The sequence below is a fragment of the uncultured Shimia sp. genome (assembly GCF_913054185.1).
Lineage (GTDB): Bacteria > Pseudomonadota > Alphaproteobacteria > Rhodobacterales > Rhodobacteraceae > Shimia.
Genome location: NZ_CAJXIV010000024.1, coordinates 24566 through 43858, shown reverse-complemented (window position 1 = coordinate 43858; position 19293 = coordinate 24566). Strand labels below are relative to the sequence as shown.

Here is a 19293-nt window from a genome sequence, read left to right as displayed (position 1 = left end):
AAGCCCAGCATCTTGAGCTGGCGCATGGCCTTTTCATCTGTTGGCAGGCCATTGGCGGCTACCACGGCTTCGGTGTCCACAATCTCGCGGATACGGTCTAGGAACCACGGGTCAAACATGGTGACGTTGTGGATTTCGTCGTTGGTTAGGCCATGGCGCATGGCTTGCGCGATGGTGCGCATGCGGTCCGGTGTGGCCAAGCTGATCGCTTTGATCACCGCAGCTTTGCCGTCAGCCGTGTCATCTGCGCCGTCGATTTCGACCTCGTCAAACCCGGTCAGGCCACTTTCCATAGAAGCCAGCGCCTTTTGCATGGATTCGTGGATGGTGCGGCCGATGGCCATGGTTTCACCGACGGATTTCATCGCCGTGGTCAGGTTTGGCTTGGAGCCCGGGAATTTCTCAAAAGCGAACTTCGGAATTTTGGTCACAACATAGTCGATGGATGGCTCAAACGACGCTGGGGTGACTTTGGTGATGTCGTTGTCGAGCTCGTCCAGCGTGAAACCCACCGCCAATTTTGCAGCGATTTTGGCAATTGGGAAACCGGTGGCTTTGGACGCAAGCGCTGATGAGCGGCTCACCCGTGGGTTCATTTCGATCACAACCATGCGGCCGTCGGCTGGGTTCACTGCCCACTGCACGTTGGAGCCGCCGGTTTCCACGCCGATTTCCCGCAGCACAGCGATCGAGTCGTTGCGCATGATCTGATATTCTTTGTCGGTCAGCGTGAGCGCAGGGGCCACAGTGATGGAGTCACCGGTGTGCACGCCCATGGGATCGATGTTTTCAATGGCGCAAACGATGATGGCGTTGTCCGCTTTGTCGCGCACAACCTCCATTTCGAATTCTTTCCAGCCCAGCAGGCTTTCATCTACGAGGATCTGGTTCACCGGGGAGGCGTCCATGCCGGTGCGGCAGTAGTGGATGTAGTCTTCGCGGTTATACGCCACACCGCCACCGGTGCCGCCCATAGTGAAAGCTGGACGAATGATGGCCGGCAGGCCAATGTCGTCGAGTTCTTCCAGTGCGAGGCGGATGCCTTCGTCGAGATCAGCGGAGCCGTCGTCTTTCTTCGGCGCGGTCACAATCGAGGCGCGGGGGTTTTCGATGCCAAGCCGGTCCATGGCTTCGCGGAACAGTTTTCGGTCTTCGGCCATTTCGATGGCGTCGCGGTCCGCGCCAATCATCTCCACGCCAAATTTTTCCAGCACACCCATTTCTTCGACAGCCAAAGCGGTGTTCAGACCTGTCTGCCCACCCATGGTGGGCAGCAACGCATCGGGGCGCTCTTTCTCGATGATCTTGGCGACAATCTCTGGTGTGATTGGCTCGATATAGGTTGCGTCCGCCATGTTGGGGTCGGTCATGATCGTTGCCGGGTTCGAGTTCACCAGGATGACACGATATCCCTCTTCTCGCAGTGCTTTGCAGGCTTGGGCACCGGAGTAGTCAAATTCACAGGCTTGACCAATTACAATGGGGCCGGCCCCGATGATCATGATCGAGGAGATGTCGGTTCTTTTGGGCATGGTGGACCTCGGGCTGGTGGCAGCGATGTCTTGGCGGGCAGGAAACGCCAAATACGCAAATTGTCGTGCGTTATACGGATCAGAAGGGCGGGCGCAAGGGGGATCGGGAATTTGGCCTATAGTGCCGCATTTGACCACTGTTTTTTAATAAAATGCAACGTATATGGCAGGCAAGGATTTAACATCGACCGGGGGATGGGCGTGCAGATTCGATTTGATCATGGGCCGGATGGTGGCGCGACGCTGTTTCAAAAGCCAGAACATGTGATCTCTATCACCGATCCCAATGACGTGGGCATGGCTTTTGAGGTGCTCAATCAGGCGCAGGACGCCGGGTTTTGGCTGGCGGGATATGTCAGCTATGAGCTGGGGTATGTGCTGGAGTCAAAGCTGCGGCGGCTGTTGCCAAAAACGCGGCGGGTGCCGCTGATCAATTTTGGGGTGTTCCGCGCGCCGGAGATGGCGGGACCGGTGCCGCGGGATGGCACGTTTGATCTGCGTCCCTTTGAGGCGCGCTGGAGTGCGGCCACCTATCGGGCGGCGTTTGACCGGGTGCATGGCTACATTGGGGCCGGGGATATCTATCAGGCCAATTTGACCTTCCCGATGGAGGCGAAGTTTGAAGGTGACGCGGTGGCGCTTTATGGCGCGCTGGCGGCGCGGCAGGCGGTAGGGCACGGGGCGTATATTCGACAAGATGGCTTGCCGGATATTCTTTCACGGTCGCCGGAACTGTTTTTCCGCACTGACGACAAAGGCCGGATTGAAACCCGTCCGATGAAAGGCACGCAGCCAAGAAGTGATGATCCGCGTGAGGATGCGCGGCGTCGGGACTGGCTGGCGACAGATGAGAAGAACCGGGCTGAGAACCTGATGATTGTCGACCTGCTGCGCAATGATATCAGCCGGGTGAGTAAGCCGGGATCGGTGCATGTGCCAAAGCTGTTTGAGATTGAGAGCTACGCAACGGTTCATCAGATGACCTCCACGGTGGCGGCGGAGTTGCAGGACGATGTGCGGACAAGTGATATCCTGAAGGCGTTGTTTCCTTGCGGGTCCATTACGGGCGCGCCAAAGCTGCGGGCGATGGAGATCTTGCGCGATCTGGAGCCCTGGCCGCGTGAGATTTACTGCGGGTCAATTGGCTGGGCGGCGCCGGATGGGCGGTCTGAGTTCAGTGTGGCAATCCGCACATTGATGGCACAAGCGGGGCAGATGACATTGAATGTGGGTGGCGGCGTTGTCTGGGACAGCACCGCGCCAGATGAATATGAGGAAGCGCTGTGGAAAGCACGGTTTGCACAGTTCCAACCGGAACCCGCCTGATCGAGACCTTTGCCTGGCGTCCCGAGGGGATTGCGCGGCTGGATTTGCATCTGGAGCGGTTGGCACGGTCGGCGCATGAGTTGGGGTTTGTGTTTGATCCTGTACGTGTTGCGGACGCAATTGACGTGCTGAGCGTCAACGAACCGCTGCGCTGTCGGTTGACGCTTGGGACTGAAGGGGATGTTGAGATCACCACAGCCGCCTTGCCTGCGGCGGCGGACCAGTGGACGGTGCGAATAGCGCCGGCGCGGTTGCGCTCCGACGATGAGCTTTTGCGGCACAAGACAACGCGGCGCGAGGTTTATGACGGCTGGCGAGCTGAGTTGCCAGACGGCGTGCAGGAGTGGCTGTTTCTAAATGAGCGTGGAGAACTCTGTGAGGGCACAATTTGCAATGTGGTGCTGACCATGGCGGATGGGGGGCGGCTGACGCCAGCGCTGTCATCGGGATGTTTGCCGGGGGTGTATCGGCAGAGCTTGTTGGATTCTGGATTGGTGCAAGAGGCGGTTTTGGCGGAGGTGGACTTGCGACAAGCGAAATCGGTTCATGTGACCAACGCCCTGCGCGGCGAGATTTTGGCTGTTTGCGATGGATGAGGGGGGAGGGCTGCGCCTGCCTGGGTAGGCGCTTTCGACCCCATTTGTGCGCCGAACGACAGTGATTTTGACGGTACAGATAGTCCCGCTGCTGCGTTGCAAATGCGCCTGCCGGGGGGCAGGCAGGCGCAGCCCTCCCTGCGGTTGGGCAAAGAGGCCCGCTTTTTCCACCCAAACCCGCGCCGTTCCCTTGACTTTGTCGGCCCAAAAAGGTGTATCGGGCCGACTGTAGTTATTCACCCTGAAAGAGGGCCCGCACATGCACGCCTATCGCAGCCATACCTGCGCCGACTTGACCAAATCCAACGTGGGCGAAACCGTCCGCCTGTCTGGCTGGGTGCACCGCATCCGTGACCACGGCGGCATTCTGTTTGTCGACCTGCGTGACCACTATGGCATCACACAGGTGCTCTGCGATCCGGACAGCCCGGTCTTTTCCGATCTGGAGAAAGTGCGCAGCGAGTGGTGTATCCGCATCGACGGCAACGTCAAAGCGCGTGATCCTGAGTTGGTGAACGACAAGATCCCAACCGGTGAAGTTGAAGTGTTTGTGCGCGACCTTGAGGTTCTGGGCGCGGCGGACGAACTGCCGCTGCTGGTGTTTGGCGATCAGGAATATCCTGAAGAAACCCGCCTGAAGTATCGCTTCCTCGACCTGCGTCGCGAACAGATGCAGCAGAACATGACCATGCGTGCGGATGTTGTGACGTCGATGCGCAAGCGCATGTGGGACAAAGGCTTCCGTGAGTATCAGACGCCGATCATCACCGCGTCTTCGCCAGAAGGTGCGCGTGACTTCCTCGTGCCGTCCCGTATTCACCCTGGCAAGTTCTACGCGCTGCCACAGGCGCCACAGCAGTTCAAACAGCTGATGATGGTGGCGGGCTTTGACAAGTATTTCCAGATTGCGCCGTGCTTCCGGGACGAAGACCCACGTGCCGATCGCTCGCCCACCGACTTCTACCAGCTCGACATGGAAATGTCCTTTGTGGAGCAGCAGGACGTCTTTGACACCATCTCGCCAGTGATCGCGGGTGTGTTCGAAGAGTTTGGTGGTGGCCGCAAAGTGGACGCGCCAAATGAGTGGCCACAGATCCCCTATGCCGAAGCGGCGCTGAAGTATGGCTCTGATAAGCCAGACCTGCGCAACCCAATTGAGATGCAAGTAGTGTCTGAGCACTTTGCCGGTTCCGGCTTTGCAATCTTCGCCAAGCTGCTGGAACAGGAAGGCACCGAAGTGCGCGCCATCCCAGCGCCAACCGGTGGCTCGCGCAAGTTCTGTGACCGCATGAACAAGTTTGCCCAAGGCGAAGGCCTGCCGGGCATGGGCTACATCTTCTGGCGCAAGCAGTCTGCGGACACCATTGCGCAGGAGCAGGGAATCTCTGTGAAAGAGGTGAACGCGAAGATCAAAGCCGGTGAGATTGTTCTGGGCGAAGAGGCGGCGGGTCCGCTGGCCAAGAACATCGGCCCTGAGCGCACCGAAGCCATCCGTCAGCAGCTGGGTCTGGGCGTGGGTGACGCAGCCTTCTTCCTAGGCGGCAAGCCTAAGGCGTTTGAAGCGGTGGCTGGTCGTGCCCGCAACGTGATTGGCGAAGAGCTGGGTCTGATCGACAAAGACCGCTTTGCCTTTGCCTGGATCGTGGATTTCCCGATCTATGAGGCGGACGAAGAGAGCGGCAAGATCGATTTTGAGCACAACCCGTTCTCCATGCCGCAGGGTGGCCTTGAGGCGCTGAACGGCGACCCGCTGACGGTGAAAGGCTATCAGTATGATCTGGCCTGTAACGGCTATGAACTGGTGTCTGGGGCGATCCGGAACCACATTCCTGAGGTGATGCTGAAGGCGTTTGATATTGCCGGGTATGATGAGAATGAAGTGAAAGAGCGATTTGGTGCGCTTTACAAAGCGTTCTCATACGGTGCCCCTCCGCACGGTGGCTGTGCCGCGGGTGTGGACCGCATCGTGATGCTGCTGGCTGATCAACAGAACATCCGTGAAGTGATGATGTTCCCGATGAACCAGCGCGCGGAAGACCTGATGATGAACGCGCCAAGCGATCCGTCCAGCGATCAGCTGATGGAGCTGGGCCTGCGGGTGATCCCGCAGGAGTGATCCTGCTCTAAGCGTTTAAGATTTCAGCCGCCTGCAACAGTGTTGTGGGCGGTTTTCGTTTGTGAAGAACGACATCGGCGGATTTTTGTAGAAAAGTGGCTGGCTTTCGCAAGCGGCATAGTCGGGGCTTTTCTATATGGTAAAGTGATAGTGGGCGTGCGTTTGGCGCCGGGTGAATGAGGAGTACCGCAGCGGTGGGTTTTGATCCTGATATTGCACAGACCCGATTTGGTTATGGGCTGTCGCCCAAAGTGGCGGGACCAGCAGATGTTGCGGAGATGATGGCATTTCTGCGCGCGCAAGAAGTGCAAATGCCGCGGTTCCCTTTTCCCAGTGATGCGGAGATGCGGGAAAAAATGCTGGCGCTGTTGAATGCACGTCGCAAGATTTCAAAAGCGGAAAAAGGCAGTGATGCGCAGCAGGCGCTGCAAAAGGCGTATAAGGCTGCCAGACGCGCCTCAAAACAAGAGGGTGCAAAATGGATCGGCGCGACATTGGCGCGCCGTGTATGGAGCCGCGACGCCCTGCGCGAGCGGCTGGTTGCGTTTTGGAACGACCATTTTTCCGCACCGGGGAAAAACGTGATCTACCGCTATACCGAGCCCGCCTATGTGGCAAACGCCATTCGGCCTCATGTGGGTGGACGGTTTGAGGACATGCTTATTGCCGCTGTGCTGCATCCGCAGATGCTGCATTTTCTGGATCAGAATAATTCCGTGGGGCCCAACAGCTCCATTGCGAAGAAGCGGCCGCAAAAAAACCTTGGGCTGAACGAGAACCTCGCGCGAGAGATCTTGGAGCTGCACACGCTGGGTGTGGGAGGCGGGTATACCCAAGAGGACGTACGCCAGCTTGCGGAGCTGTTGACCGGGGTGACGACGATCCAGAAAGAGGGAACGGCCTATCTTTCCAAGCGGGCGGAACCTGGGGCTGAAACCATTCTGGGCAAAGACTATGGGACGCGGCGGGCGCGGATGTCGGATGTACATGCGGTATTGCGGGATTTGGCGCGGCACCCGGATACGGCGCGTCATATCGCACGCAAGCTGGCGGTGCATTTTGTCTCCGACACACCGGATGAAGATTTGCTCGTGTCGATGGGCGCCCGGTATTTAGAGACTGACGGGGATCTGGCTGAGGTTATCGAAGCGATGTTGCGGCACCCTGCGGCTTGGGCTGCAGTGGGCAATGGCGCTGGGAATTTTAAACAACCGGAGTTGTTTGTCAGTTCGGCTTTGCGGGCACTGGCCGTCCCCAAAATACAGCTTCGGGAGGTGAAGAGCCATCAGTTGGAGCGTCTGCTTGGCACGCCGTTGCGCACGATGGGCCAACCTTGGCGTCGACCCTTTGGGCCGGACGGCTTTGAGGAAGGTGACACCCATTGGCTCACCGCGCAGGGCATGGCGGCGCGGTTGCAGTGGGCGTTGGGCGTGCCTGCGGAGGTTCTGGACGCGCTGCCGGACCCGCGTGATTTTGTGCAGACTACACTTGGGACAAGTGCGCCAGCGTCGGCGCGGTTTGCGGCCGAAGCGGCAGAAAACCGGCGCGAAGGAATTGCGTTGGTGCTGATGTCGCCCGCGTTTCAACGGGTGTGAGGAGAGCGTCATGAATAAGACTGTGATGGATCGACGTGGGTTTCTTGGGCGCGGATTGGCCGTTGGATGTTCGCTGGCGGCCAGTCCCTTGATGACGCCGGTGAGTTTTGCTGCGACAGGTGGCGAGAACCGGCTCGTGGTAATTATTCTGCGGGGTGGTCTGGATGGGTTGGATTTGTTGCAGCCGGATGTTGCTGCGTTAAAATTGATGCGGCCGACGCTGGCCGCGCGTGCGCCGTCGGGCATGGAACTGTCAGAGGGCATGATGTTGCACGCCGCCGCCAAGCCGCTATGGCCGATGTGGCAGGCGGGTGAGTTGGCGTTTGTGCAGGGGGTCTCGACCCCGTATCGCAACAAGCGCAGCCATTTTGACGGGCAGGATTTACTGGAAGCGGGCACCACACAACTGCCATCGGGTGCCGCGCGGGACGGGTGGCTCAATCGCATGTTGCAGCACATGCCAAACAGTCAAATGACCACGGCCTATGCGGTAGGGGCGGATCCAATGTTGCTGAGCCAAGGCGCAGCGGATGTGGAAACATGGTCCCCAGACGTGGGATTTGTGTTGTCCAGCCAGGGCGCGCGGTTGCTGGAGATGACCATGGAGCGCGATCCAGCCATGGCGCAGGCGATGCAGAAAGCCATGGCACTGGCGGGTGAAGGCGGCGGCGGGGTGCTTGAGATGGCTGACAGCAGCATGATGATGGACGAGCTGGAAACCATGATGGATGCGCAAATGAGCCCGCAAGGCCGGGGGCGTGCCGGAGCGCATTTGCGGGTAGCAGAATTTGCAGCTGAGCAGTTGCGCGACGCGGCACGGGTGGCGTGTTTCTCGATTGGCGGCTGGGACACACACGCTGCGCAAAGCCGGACGTTGAAAGCGCCGCTCAAACATCTGAGCGACAGTCTGTTGGCATTAAAAGCGGGTGTAGGCGAGAAAGTTTGGGCCCGCACCACGGTGTTGGCGATGACGGAATTTGGCCGCACAGTGGCTGAGAATGGCACCAAAGGCACCGATCACGGCACAGGTGGTATGATGGTCATGGCTGGTGGCGCGATCCGAGGTCAGACAGTGCATGGGCGGCTGGCGGGATTGGAAGAAGTAGACCTGTTTCAAGGGCGCGATCTGATGCCGACCGATGATGTGCGGCGGTATGCAGCCTGGGCCATTCGCGAGAGCTTTGGGCTCGACCGATCGGCTCTTGAGACAGTGGTGTTCCCGGGAATGAAGTTGGGGGATGCGCCGGGATTGTTGGCTTAAGACAGAAGGGCTTGGCGCAAGGGACGCGCTGTGCCACTACTTGGCCAACTGAAGGAAGATCACCCATGCAAACATCACGCCCCGTGGGCTTTGCCGTGCCTGATTGGACCGTGCCACCACGGCCATCAGGCGAGGTATTGGACGGCCAATTTGTGCGGCTGGAGCCACTTAATGCAGAGGCTCACGCGGCGCTTCTGTACCGTGCCTATCAAGCGGATGACTGGGTTTGGGATTACATGCCGTACGGACCGTTCCATTCGGCGGCGCAGTATCACCGCTGGGTGCGGGAAACGGTCGAGAACCAAGACCACTTTTTCTATGCGATCTATTGCAAAACCGAGCGCACCTTTACGGGTGTGGCCTCCTATTTGCGCATTTATCCGGAGCGTGGGTCCATTGAGGTGGGCAACATCAACTTTGCGCCAATGATGCAGGGTACTCCAGCCGCAACGGAAGCGATGTTCCTGATGATGCAGTGGGCCTTTGATACCGGATATCGCCGCTATGAGTGGAAATGTGATGCGCTCAATGCGCCGTCTCGGCGGGCGGCGCAGCGTTTGGGCCTAAGCTATGAGGGCATTTTTCGACAGGCGCTTGTCTACAAGGGGCGCAACCGGGACACCGCTTGGTTTGCCGCAATTGATCGCGAGTGGCCCGCGCTTAAGGCGGCCTTTGGCGCGTGGCTGTCACCCAGCAACTTTGATGGGAGCGGCCAGCAGCGCGAGCGGTTGAGTGATTTGACGGGATTGGTCCGCGCCGCAAATGATCCGGAGCAGGGCTAAGCCTCAAAAAGCAAGACGGGACCAAATGGCCCCGCCTCACCGTCCCGTGTTCGTGAGTAGTTGTTCCGGTTGTGTTCGTTTTAGATAACGGCCGCTTCGGTTAGGCGACTTTCCACCAGACCGTTGAGTTCCGCCACATTGGCCCGTACGCCTGTGCCTTCTTTGCGGGCGCATTCCACCGCTTTGACGGCGCTCAGCAAACGTTGGTCGCCGGCGCTGCGGGCCAAGCCGCCAAGGAATTGGGCCACGTAGTCGATTAAATCCTCATCCGCTTCTTTGAGCGTGTCCGCCGCGTGGAGCAGATCATCGCGGAATGCCACCGGATCAGGTTTGATGGCTTCGTTGTCCGCCACACGGGCCACTGTTGGGCGATAGGCGTCGGGCAGGCGGCGCAGAATGGCCTGTTGGAAATCGGTCAGCGTGCCATATGGCTTGGCAATAAAGCCGTCCGCACCGGCGGCCAGCGCGGCCTCTTGGGCAAAATCATCCCCAGAGGTGCCGATGATCAGCTCGATCCGTGGGGTGGCTTTGTTCAATTCTTCAATCAGGTCGGCGCCGGAGCCATCCGGCAGACCCATGTCCACAATGGCCACGGTTGGCAGGTAAACTTGCAGATGTCGTCGGGCGGAAGTCAAACAGTCAGCGCGGCGGATGCGGGCACCGGAACGCACACACATCAGACGCAGCGCGTCGGAGGAAAAACGGCTGTCTTCCACCACAAGAACAGTCATGCCCAGAAGCGGGCGCGCGGCCGATGGGGTGGTCAGCGGTGAGAAAGGCGATTTGTCGTCCATGTTTGAAATCCTCAACGAAGCGAAAACTACAGATACCGAAACGTACAAACAGGCTAAGAACACATGCCTAACGAAAGGTTAAGATCAGCCGCGACGCCCTGTCTCTTGCACCGGCGCATATCAGCGCACATAAGAGCTGCGAGCGGGATACATGCCCCTTTGGGAGGAGACAAATATGATCGGACGATTGAACCACGTGGCCATTGCGGTGCCAGATCTTGACGCTGCAATTGCGCAGTATCGCGATGCGCTGGGTGCCAACGTAGGCGCACCGCAGGATGAGCCGGATCACGGCGTAACCGTGGTGTTCATCGAACTGCCCAACACCAAAATCGAACTGCTCTATCCATTGGGAGAAGACAGCCCGATCAACGGCTTCCTCGAAAAGAACCCGTCGGGTGGCATTCACCATGTGTGCTATGAGGTCGACGATATTCTGGCGGCGCGGGATCATCTGAAATCCACAGGCGCACGTGTTTTGGGCAGTGGTGAACCTAAGATTGGCGCACATGGCAAGCCGGTGTTGTTCCTGCATCCCAAGGATTTCAACGGTTGCCTTGTGGAACTGGAACAGGTCTAAGAGGCCAACCCCAAAACAGACTAGGATTGGCGGGCCAAACGTGTCCGCCTTTTTTATCAGGAGCGCGCAATGACCATCACTTCAGCCCTCGTTTTATACGCCGTGCTTTGGTTCATGACCTTTTTGATGGTGATCCCGATTCGCCTGCAAACGCAGGGCGACGTGGGTGAGGTTGTGCCCGGCACCCACGCCAGCAGCCCTGAGCACCATTACCTGAAAACCAAGGCCTGGATCACCACAGGCGTCGCCGCAGTGATGTGGGTGATTTTGTACTGGATCATCTCGTCCGGCGTGATCACCGTGCGTGATATTGACTGGTTTAACGTGATGGGCCCCGCCGAGGTGACGGCTCCAGTTGATGGTACAGATGGGTAAAAGTTGCCGCGCCTAAGATTGGGATCACTAGGTTCAACAAAGGCACGACCAGCGGCATTGCCATGAGTGTGCCAGCAAGCCAAATGGTGCCGATGTGTTTCTTGCGTAGCTTCTTGGCTTCGGCCCGTCCGACACGACGCATGGCAACAAGCTGGAAATATTCCCGACCCAGCAAGAAGCCGTTTAGCCCCCAAAAGATGAACAGTGAAAACGGTGGGAAGATTGCGTAAAGCACCAACGCAAAGATGTTTGCGGCGATCAGCAATCCCAGAAAATTCACGCTGTCTTTGAGCCCTTCAGAAAAAGACACGCCTTCGACATCAGGCAATTCCGGATAATGTTTGTCTTCGACCGCATCCGCCACTTCGTCCAGAAACAGCGATGTGATGGCAGAGGCCACGGGCACCATCAAGAAGATCGACAAAAAGATCATCAAAAAGAGGGAGGCGAAGGTGAACAGGTCGCCCACCCAAGAGACATTGCCCAAAAGTTCCTGCACGGTTTGGCCGGCGCCAATCCAGTTCAAGAACATTAAGAAGGCGGTGTAGACCGCGATCAAAAGCACAAAGGTGAGCCCAATGCCCTTGAAGAGGACCCGGCGAAAGCGCGGGTCCCCGATTTGTGACAGGGTTTTGCCAAAAGACGTGATTGCTAGGCTGACAGCCATGTGACCTTGGTCTCCATATTGGGGCGGGGGCGCTCGGGCGGCGCGGTTTTTTCGGTGCCGATGTGGATGAAGCCTGCGACGCGTTCCCGCGGGGTGAGGTCGAGGCCTTTTTCGACAAAGCCACGATCATGGCTGGCCCAGCCGGAGAGCCAGTTGGCACCCCAACCAGCGGCCAGCGCCGCGTTTAGAAGTTGCAGGCAGACGCAGGCGGCAGAGTAGGTTTGCTCGATTTCCGGCACCTTCTCGCTGATCACCGGGGCTTCGATCACCGCCACAACCAGATCGGCGCGGTCAAATTGGTCGTGCGCCTTGGTGACTTTTTCCGGCTCCATGTTTAGCGCGTCACCGCGCTCTTGGGCCAGTTTGGCAAGCTTGGTGAGGGCAGTGTCTTCCAGCACGATCAGGCGCCAGGGTTCAAGTTTGCCATGGTCCGGGCTGCGTAGGGCAGCCTCCAAAAGCGGTTCCAGTTCCGCGCGGGTGGGCGCAGGGCCGATCAAGGTTTTGGCCGGGCGTGAGCGACGGCTCAGCAGGAAATCCAGCGCGGCTTGGTTTGGGTGAGGCATGTGTTATTCCCTCAGGAGTTGTTTGGGTATGTTGGCGTGGCACGGATGGGTTTCAACCGGGCGGGCTGGCGAAAATTTCGGCCATCTCATCCACCAGCGTCGCAAAGAAGGCTTCGACGCGGGCGTTGGGCTGGCGTATGGAGAGTGAGGCGGCCATAGGATCTTCAGCGGTTGTGCTGGAGCCTGCAAGCTCTTCGATCACGGCGTGACCGCAGAACGGCACGTAGGCTTCGGAATAGCCGCCTTCGTGTACAAGCAGCAGTTTTCCGTCACATAGCGTGTCTGCGGCATCCATCACTTGTTTGGTCATCTGGCGGAAGGTGTCTGCTGTGGCCAGCATTCTGGACAGCGGGTCAAACGCGCCTGCGTCAAAGCCACAGGCAACAATGATCACGTCCGGTTTGAAGTCGTGTAAGGCGGGCAGGACAATTTTGTCCATCGCGTGCAGGTAAGTGTTGTGCCCCGCGCCCGGTGGGAGCGGGATATTGATATTGGTGCCGAGCCCGGCATCTTTGCCTCGGTCAACTACGTCGCCGGTATCCAGCGGGTAATTGTGTTCTTGATGGATAGAGAGGGTGAGCACGTCGTCGCGATCGTAGTAGATTGCCTCGGTGCCGTTGCCGTGGTGCACGTCCCAATCCAGAACGGCGACACGTTTGGCCAGGCCCTGGGCTTGCACCTCTTCGATGGCCACGGCGATGTTGGCCAGCAGGCAAAATCCATTGGGCCAGTCCGGCAGGCAGTGGTGGCCGGGCGGGCGCGACAAGGCATAGGCGTTTTGCACGTCCCCTGAGGTGACCGCACGCAAAGCTTCCGTCGCGATGCCGGCAGACAGCGCGGCAATTTCGTAACCGCCTTTGCCAAACGGGGTGCGCAGGCCAATTTCGCCGCCACCCGCGTCAGAGACCTCTTTGAATTTGGCCAGGAAGTCAGCCGGATGCACACGCTTGAGCATGTCATCGGTTGCGGGAGCGGCGCTCCGGACGTCTAGTTCCTCAGTGAGGCCGGTGACGTCCATAAGGTTCTTGAGACGGCGTTTGGTTTCCGGACTTTCCGGTAGGCCGCCAGCGGCCAGCGGTTGTACCAAATCGCCGACAGGTAGGGTGAGGGCGTAGTTGCCACCTGCGTGCCAGAAGCATTTTTCGTCAAAAAAGAACCCGGTTGCCATGTGGTAAATCTCCCCTCATCTCATGCGAGGGCTACCCTATGCGGGGCGGTTGTGAAATGTAAATCGCTGTAACCGACATGGGGTCAAGGCAATGAGCAATGATCTATCAGACTTGGCCTATAAGGGTGCTGAGATTGCGGTGCGTGTGACGCCCAAAGCCTCGCGCAACAAGGTGGTGCGGGACAGTGAGGGCGTGCGTGTTTATGTGACTGTGGTGCCGGAAAATGGGAAAGCCAACGCCGCAGTACAGAAGTTGTTGGCCAAGGCGTTGGGGCTTGCCAAATCACGCCTGTCTTTGATCCGCGGGACAACATCGCGCGATAAAGTGTTTCGCATCGACCAATTGTGACCTAGTCCGATTTGCGCTTGAGCATGTAGACGCCTTCCGGCAAATCCAGCGCCGCGGTCAGGTCCTGTACCTGTGTGTTGGATAGGGTGATCTTTTGTACGCTGTCGGTGCGGGGATCATATTGCTCAATGGTGACGCAATCCTCAAACATGTTGATGATGACATCTTCCCCAAGGGGCGCGGTGCCTTCGTCGACCAGGGTGACAACGGTGGCGTCAAATTCGTGCTCGATGCTGAACATGTCCCCAGCGTAACGCATGGGGGAGGGGGCGCAAGCATTTCCCTCTGGTCTCTGGGGGTTTAGGTGATAAATTTACGCCTGTGTCATAGAGTTGGCACTTGTGGGAGGGACGTCATGCGCCAAAGAATGCCAGTGAAAGCCAGCTTTGTGGGCCTTGCAGTGGCTGCCCTTTTGAGCGGCTGTGTGTCAACCACCACCAGTCCAACACCGCAACAGGCAGTCCAACAAAAGCCCGCGCCACAGATTTCCACCGGGCAGGCTGCATCGCGGCTGGCACCGGTGAAGGCCCGCATGGAAGCGGTTGTAGAGCGGGAATGTAAGGCGCGGACTGCGCCGGGCACGAACTGCGACTACAAAATTTATGTGGACCCCAAAGAGACCAAAATCTCCAATGCCTATCAGACTCTGGATAAAAATGGCCGACCGCTGATCATCTTTACAGCCCCTTTGGTGGCAGAAACGCGCAACAATCACGAACTGGCTTTTGTCATGGGGCATGAGGCGGCGCACCACATCAAGGGCCACATTGCACGTAGTCAAGGCAACGCGATGGCCGGTGCGGCGCTGGGGGCTATTCTGGTGGCTGCGGCTGGCGGTAACTCCAGTGCGGTTGAGGCGGCAATGGATCTCGGGGCTGGCGTTGGCGCGCGCAGTTTCTCCAAGAACCATGAGCTTGAAGCGGATCAGCTTGGCACGATCCTCACCAAGAAGTCTGGGTATGATCCGCTGATCGGGGTGAACTTCTTTGAGCGGACGCCTGATCCGGGCAACCAGTTTCTTGGATCTCACCCACCCAACGCCTCGCGCGTAGCGATTGTGAAACAGACGGCGGCGGGGCTGTAGACGCGTGTTGCAGCTGACCAATGTGGTCACCGACCGGGGCAGCAAATATGCGGTCTCGGGTGGCAAAGTGACCAGCCGCAAAGAGGCGGACGCCTTTCTCAAAGAGCTCAAACGCCACAAGAAATTTGCCAAGGCAACCCACAACACTTGGGCTGTTTTGATGGATGACGGCACGCCGCTCAAAAGTGATGACGGCGAAAGCGGGGCTGGCTTGGTGATCCTGCGCATGTTGGAGCGGGAAGAACTCACAGATCACATTGTGGTCGTAACCCGTTGGTATGGTGGTACAAAGCTTGGCGGAGATCGGTTCCGCCGGGTGCAGGACTGTGTGCGGGCGTACCTTGAAGCGCTGATTTAAGCGCGATCAAATTCATCTCAAAATGGCGATTGATGCAGGTCAAAGGAGGGTTGCGCCTCTGCTGGTAGACTGCGTGGATCAGCCATTGGAGATGCGCTTATGACCCTTGTTTCAGATCGGACGGCCCAGTTGCGCCACCATGCGGCGCTGTTGGACGACACGGCCAGCCGTCTTGGCATGGACTTGCAGGAAGCGGCCATTCGCGGCGCGCTTAAGTTTGACGAAATTTCAGAGGCGGTTCTGCGCTGCACCCACTGCAGTCAGCCGGAGGATTGTGCGCAGCGGCTTCAGGAGGGCGGGGCGGTTGTGGCCACGCCGCATTATTGCCGGAACACCGCGCTGTTGAAGCGGTTGCAAGGCGTGCAATAGGCGTCTTGGGGCGCTCTGAACACACAAAGACCGTTTGAAGCGGCTGAAATCTGCGTTGGAGGCGCAAACATAATGGGAAACGTCCAGCCCTTGGGAGACCCGGTGACACATTTCTGGCTGACGCGCAGCATGGCGCGGGTGCTGGGGGTGTCGCTGAGTGAGGCGATGATGGATCAGAGCCTGAGCGCGGAAGACTACGCCGCCATGGTCACGCGTTGCCGCATGTGTCCGCACACCGAGGCGTGCCAGAATTTCCTGGGGCAGCAGGCAGGGGCGGAGAAAAGCGCACCGGAGTTCTGCTGTCATGCGGAGCTGTTTGAGAGATTGGCGGCGGGATGATCCTGCGTGTCACAATAGGAAAAGGAGCCAGCGATGTTTGAGAAAATGAGCCAGCACAGCGATTTGGTCACAGGCATGTCCAAACGCGTTGGCGTGGATTGGGAAGAAGTGATCATGGCCAACCCGGAGAAGGCAAAGGAATACCGCAGCGCGGTGATGCAATGCACCAAATGCAAGGAACTGGGGGCCTGTCAGAAGTTTCAGGAATTGAACGACAGCGCCGCCAACGCGCCGGACTACTGCATGAATGTGGAACTGTTCAAAGAGATGCAGCAGGGGTAAACGCCCCATGTGAAGGCCGCTAGAGGCCTTCGACAATTACTGCATTGCCGGTGGAGCAGCTTTGCCGCAGGGCCTTTAGTGGGGCGTACTCCGGTGAGTTAAACAGTGCGCGGGCGCTGTCCATATCGGGAAATTCAAACAACACGATGCGGCCCGGCGTCCAGTCGCCTTCGAGCACCTCATGGGCGCCGCCGCGCACGAGGTATGTGCCGCCCATTTTCTCGACCAGCGGTTTCACCTGCGCCATGAATTGGCCGTAGGGTTCTGGATCGTGGATATCGACATCGTAGATCAGATAAGCAGGCATTGTGGGGCTCCCTGTTTTGGGGAGCGTAGCAGGGAAAGGGTTGTGGGTCTTTGGTTTTCCAAAGTGAGTTTTGATTGGCCCTTCCTTGAGCTGAACCTCTGGTTCAGCCAGCGCCTGACCCTCCCCACGGGAGGGCGCTTTCAGCCCCCACCCAGGGTCAGGCGCTGACCTTGAGTTAATTCACTTTTGAGAGTCTAATTCAGTTAATGATTCCACTAATGGGCGATTAAAATGGCAGCTAGGAAATCCGAGGGCGCACTTACGGACTATGAAAAGAAAATAGTCAAAGCTCTGTTGGCCCAAAATGAAAGAAATCAAGACATTCAGGCACTTATCAATGTTGGGAGAATCGCAACAATCAACGGCGCTAGAATAACTGAAGTAAAACAAGACAACTCGATCGCGCCTTGTAGTCCATCCGAAGTAGAGTTCTTTCGAGAGAAGCAACGTCATCATGACCCAATCACAGGCCTAAACCTGTATTCAGATGAGCGACTCATTAGGGCGCGAGAAGCGATGATCCTTGCTGTCCAAGTATTCAATAGCCCAGCCATGCAGTTCAAAAGCGAAGTGTTCTCCGTGTTGGCGAACATCGCTTGGACATATCTGCTCCACGAATATTACGCGAGCAAGGGGGAGGAGATTGTGGTGGACGGTCGATCACTCCTTCTCAGTCAGATGATCGCGCGCAACGATGTGCCTTTGTCACAAGGGATGAAAGATAATCTAACGGCCATTAAGGAAATCAGAGATCAGGTCGAACACCTTCTTCTGAGAAGGTCTGACCTAAAATTCCTTTCCATATTTCAAGCTTGTTGTTTGAATTTCGACAAAGCTCTTTGTGAACTTTTTGGAGAAGAAAAAACTCTCAAAAACGAGCTTACGTTTTCGCTACAGTTTGCCAAGGTCGGATTTGACCAAGTTACCCAGTTGCAGAAATTCGATGTTCCTGCAGAAATTGAAGCAATCGATTCAAAACTTGAAGAGGAACTCGGTGACCACAGGTTGTCCGATTTGGAATATCGTTTCAGGGTTGTCTACACTCTGGAGAACTCGACCAAGTCAAAGTCCCATATCAAGTTCGTGCACCCAACTGACGAAGTTGCTGAGGATGTTAAAAACGTGTTGATCAAAAAGGAGATATCAGACCAGCTTTATCCGCACAAACCGAGTGTCGCAGCGCAAAAAATTGCCGAAGATTCGGGCAAGAAGTTCACCGCCCACAACCACACTCAAGCATGGCGAAAGTTCGATGCTCGGCCTAGGGCAGGCGTGGCTCAACCTGAGAATACCAACCGTGACTACTGCATTTATCACCAAGCCCACGACGACTACACTTATTCTGACAAGTGGATTGAATTCGTAAGTAATTTCATCGCGGATGATCAAAACTACTCTGAGTTGCGGGCCTACAAACTATAATTGCCTACCCCACAAATCATACTCCCCAGCCTCATCCACCTCAACTGACACAATGTCCCCAACCTTCAACCCATCGGTGCCTTCGTCAATAAACAGGTTGCCGTCAATCTCTGGTGCGTCAGATTTGGTGCGGCAGGTGGCGATGCCGTCTTCGTCAATGTCATCGACAATGACGTCCATGGTCTGACCCACTTTGGCGGCGAGTTTGGCCTCAGATATGGCTTGTGCCTTCTCCATAAACCGTTCCCAGCGCTCTTGTTTGACCTCGGCGGGGACGTGGTCCGGCAGGTCGTTGGAGCGGGCGCCGTCGACGTTTTCGTATTGGAAGCAGCCAACCCGGTCGAGTTGGGCTTCGTCCATCCAATCCAAAAGGTGCTGGAATTCGGCTTCGGTTTCGCCGGGGTAGCCGACGATGAAGGTGGAGCGCAGCGTGATGTCCGGGCAGATCTCGCGCCAGGCGGCGATCTCGGTCAGGGTTTTGGAGGTGTGCGCCGGGCGGGCCATGCGTTTGAGCGTGTCCGGGTGGCTGTGTTGAAACGGGATGTCCAGATAGGGCAGGATCAGGCCGTCTGCCATCAGCGGGATCAGGTCACGCACATGCGGGTAGGGGTAGACGTAGTGCAGGCGCACCCAGGCGTCGAATTGGCCAAGTTCACGCGCCAAATCGGTGATGTGGCTGCGCACTTCGCGGTCTTTCCACGGGTGGGTGCTGTATTTGCGGTCGAGCCCATAGGCGGAGGTGTCTTGTGAGATCACCAAGAGTTCGCGCACGCCGCTCTCAACCAGTTTCTCCGCCTCACGCAGGATGGCGTGTACCGGACGCGACGCCAGCTTGCCGCGCATATCCGGGATGATGCAGAACTTGCACTTGTGGTTGCAACCCTCTGAAATCTTTAGATAGCTGTAGTGGCGCGGGGTGAGGGACACGTTTTTGGCCGGCAGCAGATCAATGAAAGGATCGGGGCTGGGCGGCACGGCGCCGTGCACGGCATCGAGCACTTGCTCGTATTGATGGGGTCCGGTCACGGCGAGCACTTTGGGATGCGCGCCGGTGATGTACTCGGGCTCCGCGCCAAGGCAGCCGGTCACAATCACTTTGCCGTTTTCCTGAATGGCCTCACCAATCGCCTGAAGACTTTCAGCCTTGGCGGAATCCAGAAATCCACAGGTGTTCACAATCACCGCGTCGGCACCAGAGTAGTCCGGTGAGATGCCATACCCTTCGGCGCGCAGACGGGTGAGGATGCGTTCGCTGTCGACCAAGGCTTTGGGACAGCCAAGGGAGACCATGCCGATGGTTGGCTGGCCGGGGCGCGCGTCCCCTGTGAGGGTGGTGCGGGCGAGGTCGGGGCGGAGTTCTGGCGGATTGCTGGACATGGGGCGCATATAGGGCAGTGTGCGCGGTTTGGCAAAGGGGAAGGGGCTTTG

The 19293-nt window shown here is 57.7% G+C and carries 23 protein-coding genes; 15 read left to right on the top strand and 8 right to left on the bottom strand.

Annotated features, from left to right (window positions below):
- A partial coding sequence (gene carB / locus QZ517_RS07455; protein WP_294224476.1) for a carbamoyl-phosphate synthase large subunit occupies positions 1–1532 on the bottom strand: 1532 nt, incomplete at its 3' end.
- A gap of 201 nt (positions 1533–1733) precedes the next feature.
- Between carB and QZ517_RS07450 the strand changes: the two genes are divergently transcribed.
- The 6 genes from QZ517_RS07450 to QZ517_RS07425 all read left to right on the top strand — a co-directional run bounded on the left by QZ517_RS07450 (position 1734) and on the right by QZ517_RS07425 (position 9208).
- On the top strand, positions 1734–2858 hold the full coding sequence (locus tag QZ517_RS07450; protein WP_294224473.1) for an aminodeoxychorismate synthase component I: 1125 nt from the start codon (positions 1734–1736) through the stop codon (positions 2856–2858).
- Positions 2816–3454, top strand: a complete 639-nt coding sequence (locus QZ517_RS07445; protein ID WP_294224470.1) for an aminotransferase class IV family protein — start codon at positions 2816–2818, stop codon at positions 3452–3454. The genes QZ517_RS07450 and QZ517_RS07445 overlap by 43 nt, the downstream gene beginning before the upstream one ends.
- 259 nt (positions 3455–3713) lie before the next feature.
- Entirely contained in the window at positions 3714–5570 is a 1857-nt protein-coding gene (aspS, locus tag QZ517_RS07440; RefSeq protein WP_294224467.1) for an aspartate--tRNA ligase, read from the top strand.
- Between the two features lie 176 nt (positions 5571–5746).
- Entirely contained in the window at positions 5747–7165 is a 1419-nt protein-coding gene (locus tag QZ517_RS07435) for a DUF1800 domain-containing protein (protein ID WP_294224464.1), read from the top strand.
- A gap of 10 nt (positions 7166–7175) precedes the next feature.
- Positions 7176–8426 carry a DUF1501 domain-containing protein gene (locus QZ517_RS07430; protein ID WP_294224462.1) on the top strand — a complete coding sequence of 417 codons (1251 nt, stop codon included), beginning with the start codon at positions 7176–7178 and terminating at the stop codon, positions 8424–8426.
- A gap of 65 nt (positions 8427–8491) precedes the next feature.
- Entirely contained in the window at positions 8492–9208 is a 717-nt protein-coding gene (locus tag QZ517_RS07425) for a GNAT family protein (protein WP_294224459.1), read from the top strand.
- Between the two features lie 80 nt (positions 9209–9288).
- On the opposite strand, the gene QZ517_RS07420 is transcribed toward QZ517_RS07425, so the two are convergent.
- Entirely contained in the window at positions 9289–10002 is a 714-nt protein-coding gene (locus tag QZ517_RS07420) for a response regulator (protein WP_294224456.1), read from the bottom strand.
- Between the two features lie 175 nt (positions 10003–10177).
- Between QZ517_RS07420 and mce the strand changes: the two genes are divergently transcribed.
- Positions 10178–10582 (top strand): methylmalonyl-CoA epimerase, encoded by a 405-nt coding sequence (mce, locus tag QZ517_RS07415; RefSeq protein WP_294224453.1) that lies wholly within the window; start codon positions 10178–10180, stop codon positions 10580–10582.
- A gap of 69 nt (positions 10583–10651) precedes the next feature.
- The gene (locus tag QZ517_RS07410; protein WP_294224448.1) at positions 10652–10957 is read left to right on the top strand and encodes a DUF1467 family protein; all 306 of its coding nucleotides are present in this window, start codon (positions 10652–10654) and stop codon (positions 10955–10957) included.
- Here QZ517_RS07410 and QZ517_RS07405 read toward each other — a convergent pair.
- From QZ517_RS07405 to QZ517_RS07395, 3 genes are read right to left on the bottom strand one after another with little or no spacing between them, the layout of a single operon-like run.
- Positions 10902–11624, bottom strand: a complete 723-nt coding sequence (locus QZ517_RS07405) for an EI24 domain-containing protein (protein ID WP_294224447.1) — start codon at positions 11622–11624, stop codon at positions 10902–10904. The genes QZ517_RS07410 and QZ517_RS07405 overlap by 56 nt on opposite strands.
- On the bottom strand, positions 11609–12187 hold the full coding sequence (locus QZ517_RS07400; RefSeq protein WP_294224444.1) for a nitroreductase family protein: 579 nt from the start codon (positions 12185–12187) through the stop codon (positions 11609–11611). Before QZ517_RS07400 ends, QZ517_RS07405 begins: the two co-directional genes overlap by 16 nt.
- Before the next feature lie 52 nt (positions 12188–12239).
- Positions 12240–13355: a class II histone deacetylase gene (locus tag QZ517_RS07395; RefSeq protein WP_294224442.1), complete on the bottom strand. Its 1116-nt coding sequence runs from the start codon at positions 13353–13355 to the stop codon at positions 12240–12242.
- Positions 13356–13446: 91 nt separating this feature from the next.
- Between QZ517_RS07395 and QZ517_RS07390 the strand changes: the two genes are divergently transcribed.
- Complete coding sequence (locus tag QZ517_RS07390; protein ID WP_294224439.1) at positions 13447–13704, top strand: DUF167 domain-containing protein; 258 nt, start codon at positions 13447–13449, stop codon at positions 13702–13704.
- A gap of 1 nt (position 13705) precedes the next feature.
- On the opposite strand, the gene QZ517_RS07385 is transcribed toward QZ517_RS07390, so the two are convergent.
- A complete protein-coding gene (locus QZ517_RS07385) occupies positions 13706–13945 on the bottom strand; it encodes a hypothetical protein (RefSeq protein WP_294224436.1) in 240 nt (79 codons plus the stop codon).
- Positions 13946–14059: 114 nt separating this feature from the next.
- On the opposite strand from QZ517_RS07385, the gene QZ517_RS07380 reads away from it, so the two are divergent.
- The 5 genes from QZ517_RS07380 to QZ517_RS07360 all read left to right on the top strand — a co-directional run bounded on the left by QZ517_RS07380 (position 14060) and on the right by QZ517_RS07360 (position 16136).
- Entirely contained in the window at positions 14060–14788 is a 729-nt protein-coding gene (locus QZ517_RS07380) for a M48 family metalloprotease (protein ID WP_294224433.1), read from the top strand.
- A 4-nt stretch (positions 14789–14792) separates the two neighbouring features.
- Positions 14793–15146: a YigZ family protein gene (locus QZ517_RS07375; RefSeq protein ID WP_294224431.1), complete on the top strand. Its 354-nt coding sequence runs from the start codon at positions 14793–14795 to the stop codon at positions 15144–15146.
- Between the two features lie 99 nt (positions 15147–15245).
- Positions 15246–15515: a DUF6455 family protein gene (locus QZ517_RS07370; RefSeq protein ID WP_294224429.1), complete on the top strand. Its 270-nt coding sequence runs from the start codon at positions 15246–15248 to the stop codon at positions 15513–15515.
- A 72-nt stretch (positions 15516–15587) separates the two neighbouring features.
- On the top strand, positions 15588–15854 hold the full coding sequence (locus QZ517_RS07365) for a DUF6455 family protein (protein WP_366766017.1): 267 nt from the start codon (positions 15588–15590) through the stop codon (positions 15852–15854).
- Positions 15855–15887: 33 nt separating this feature from the next.
- The gene (locus tag QZ517_RS07360) at positions 15888–16136 is read left to right on the top strand and encodes a DUF6455 family protein (protein WP_294224423.1); all 249 of its coding nucleotides are present in this window, start codon (positions 15888–15890) and stop codon (positions 16134–16136) included.
- 19 nt (positions 16137–16155) lie between these two features.
- Here QZ517_RS07360 and QZ517_RS07355 read toward each other — a convergent pair whose 3' ends face one another.
- On the bottom strand, positions 16156–16443 hold the full coding sequence (locus QZ517_RS07355) for a DUF1330 domain-containing protein (RefSeq protein ID WP_294224418.1): 288 nt from the start codon (positions 16441–16443) through the stop codon (positions 16156–16158).
- 231 nt (positions 16444–16674) lie between these two features.
- Between QZ517_RS07355 and QZ517_RS07350 the strand changes: the two genes are divergently transcribed.
- Positions 16675–17865 carry a DUF3644 domain-containing protein gene (locus tag QZ517_RS07350; protein ID WP_294224415.1) on the top strand — a complete coding sequence of 397 codons (1191 nt, stop codon included), beginning with the start codon at positions 16675–16677 and terminating at the stop codon, positions 17863–17865.
- On the opposite strand, the gene rimO is transcribed toward QZ517_RS07350, so the two are convergent.
- Positions 17860–19242 carry a 30S ribosomal protein S12 methylthiotransferase RimO gene (rimO, locus tag QZ517_RS07345; RefSeq protein WP_294224479.1) on the bottom strand — a complete coding sequence of 461 codons (1383 nt, stop codon included), beginning with the start codon at positions 19240–19242 and terminating at the stop codon, positions 17860–17862. The genes QZ517_RS07350 and rimO overlap by 6 nt on opposite strands.
- Between the last annotated feature and the right edge of the window lie 51 nt (positions 19243–19293).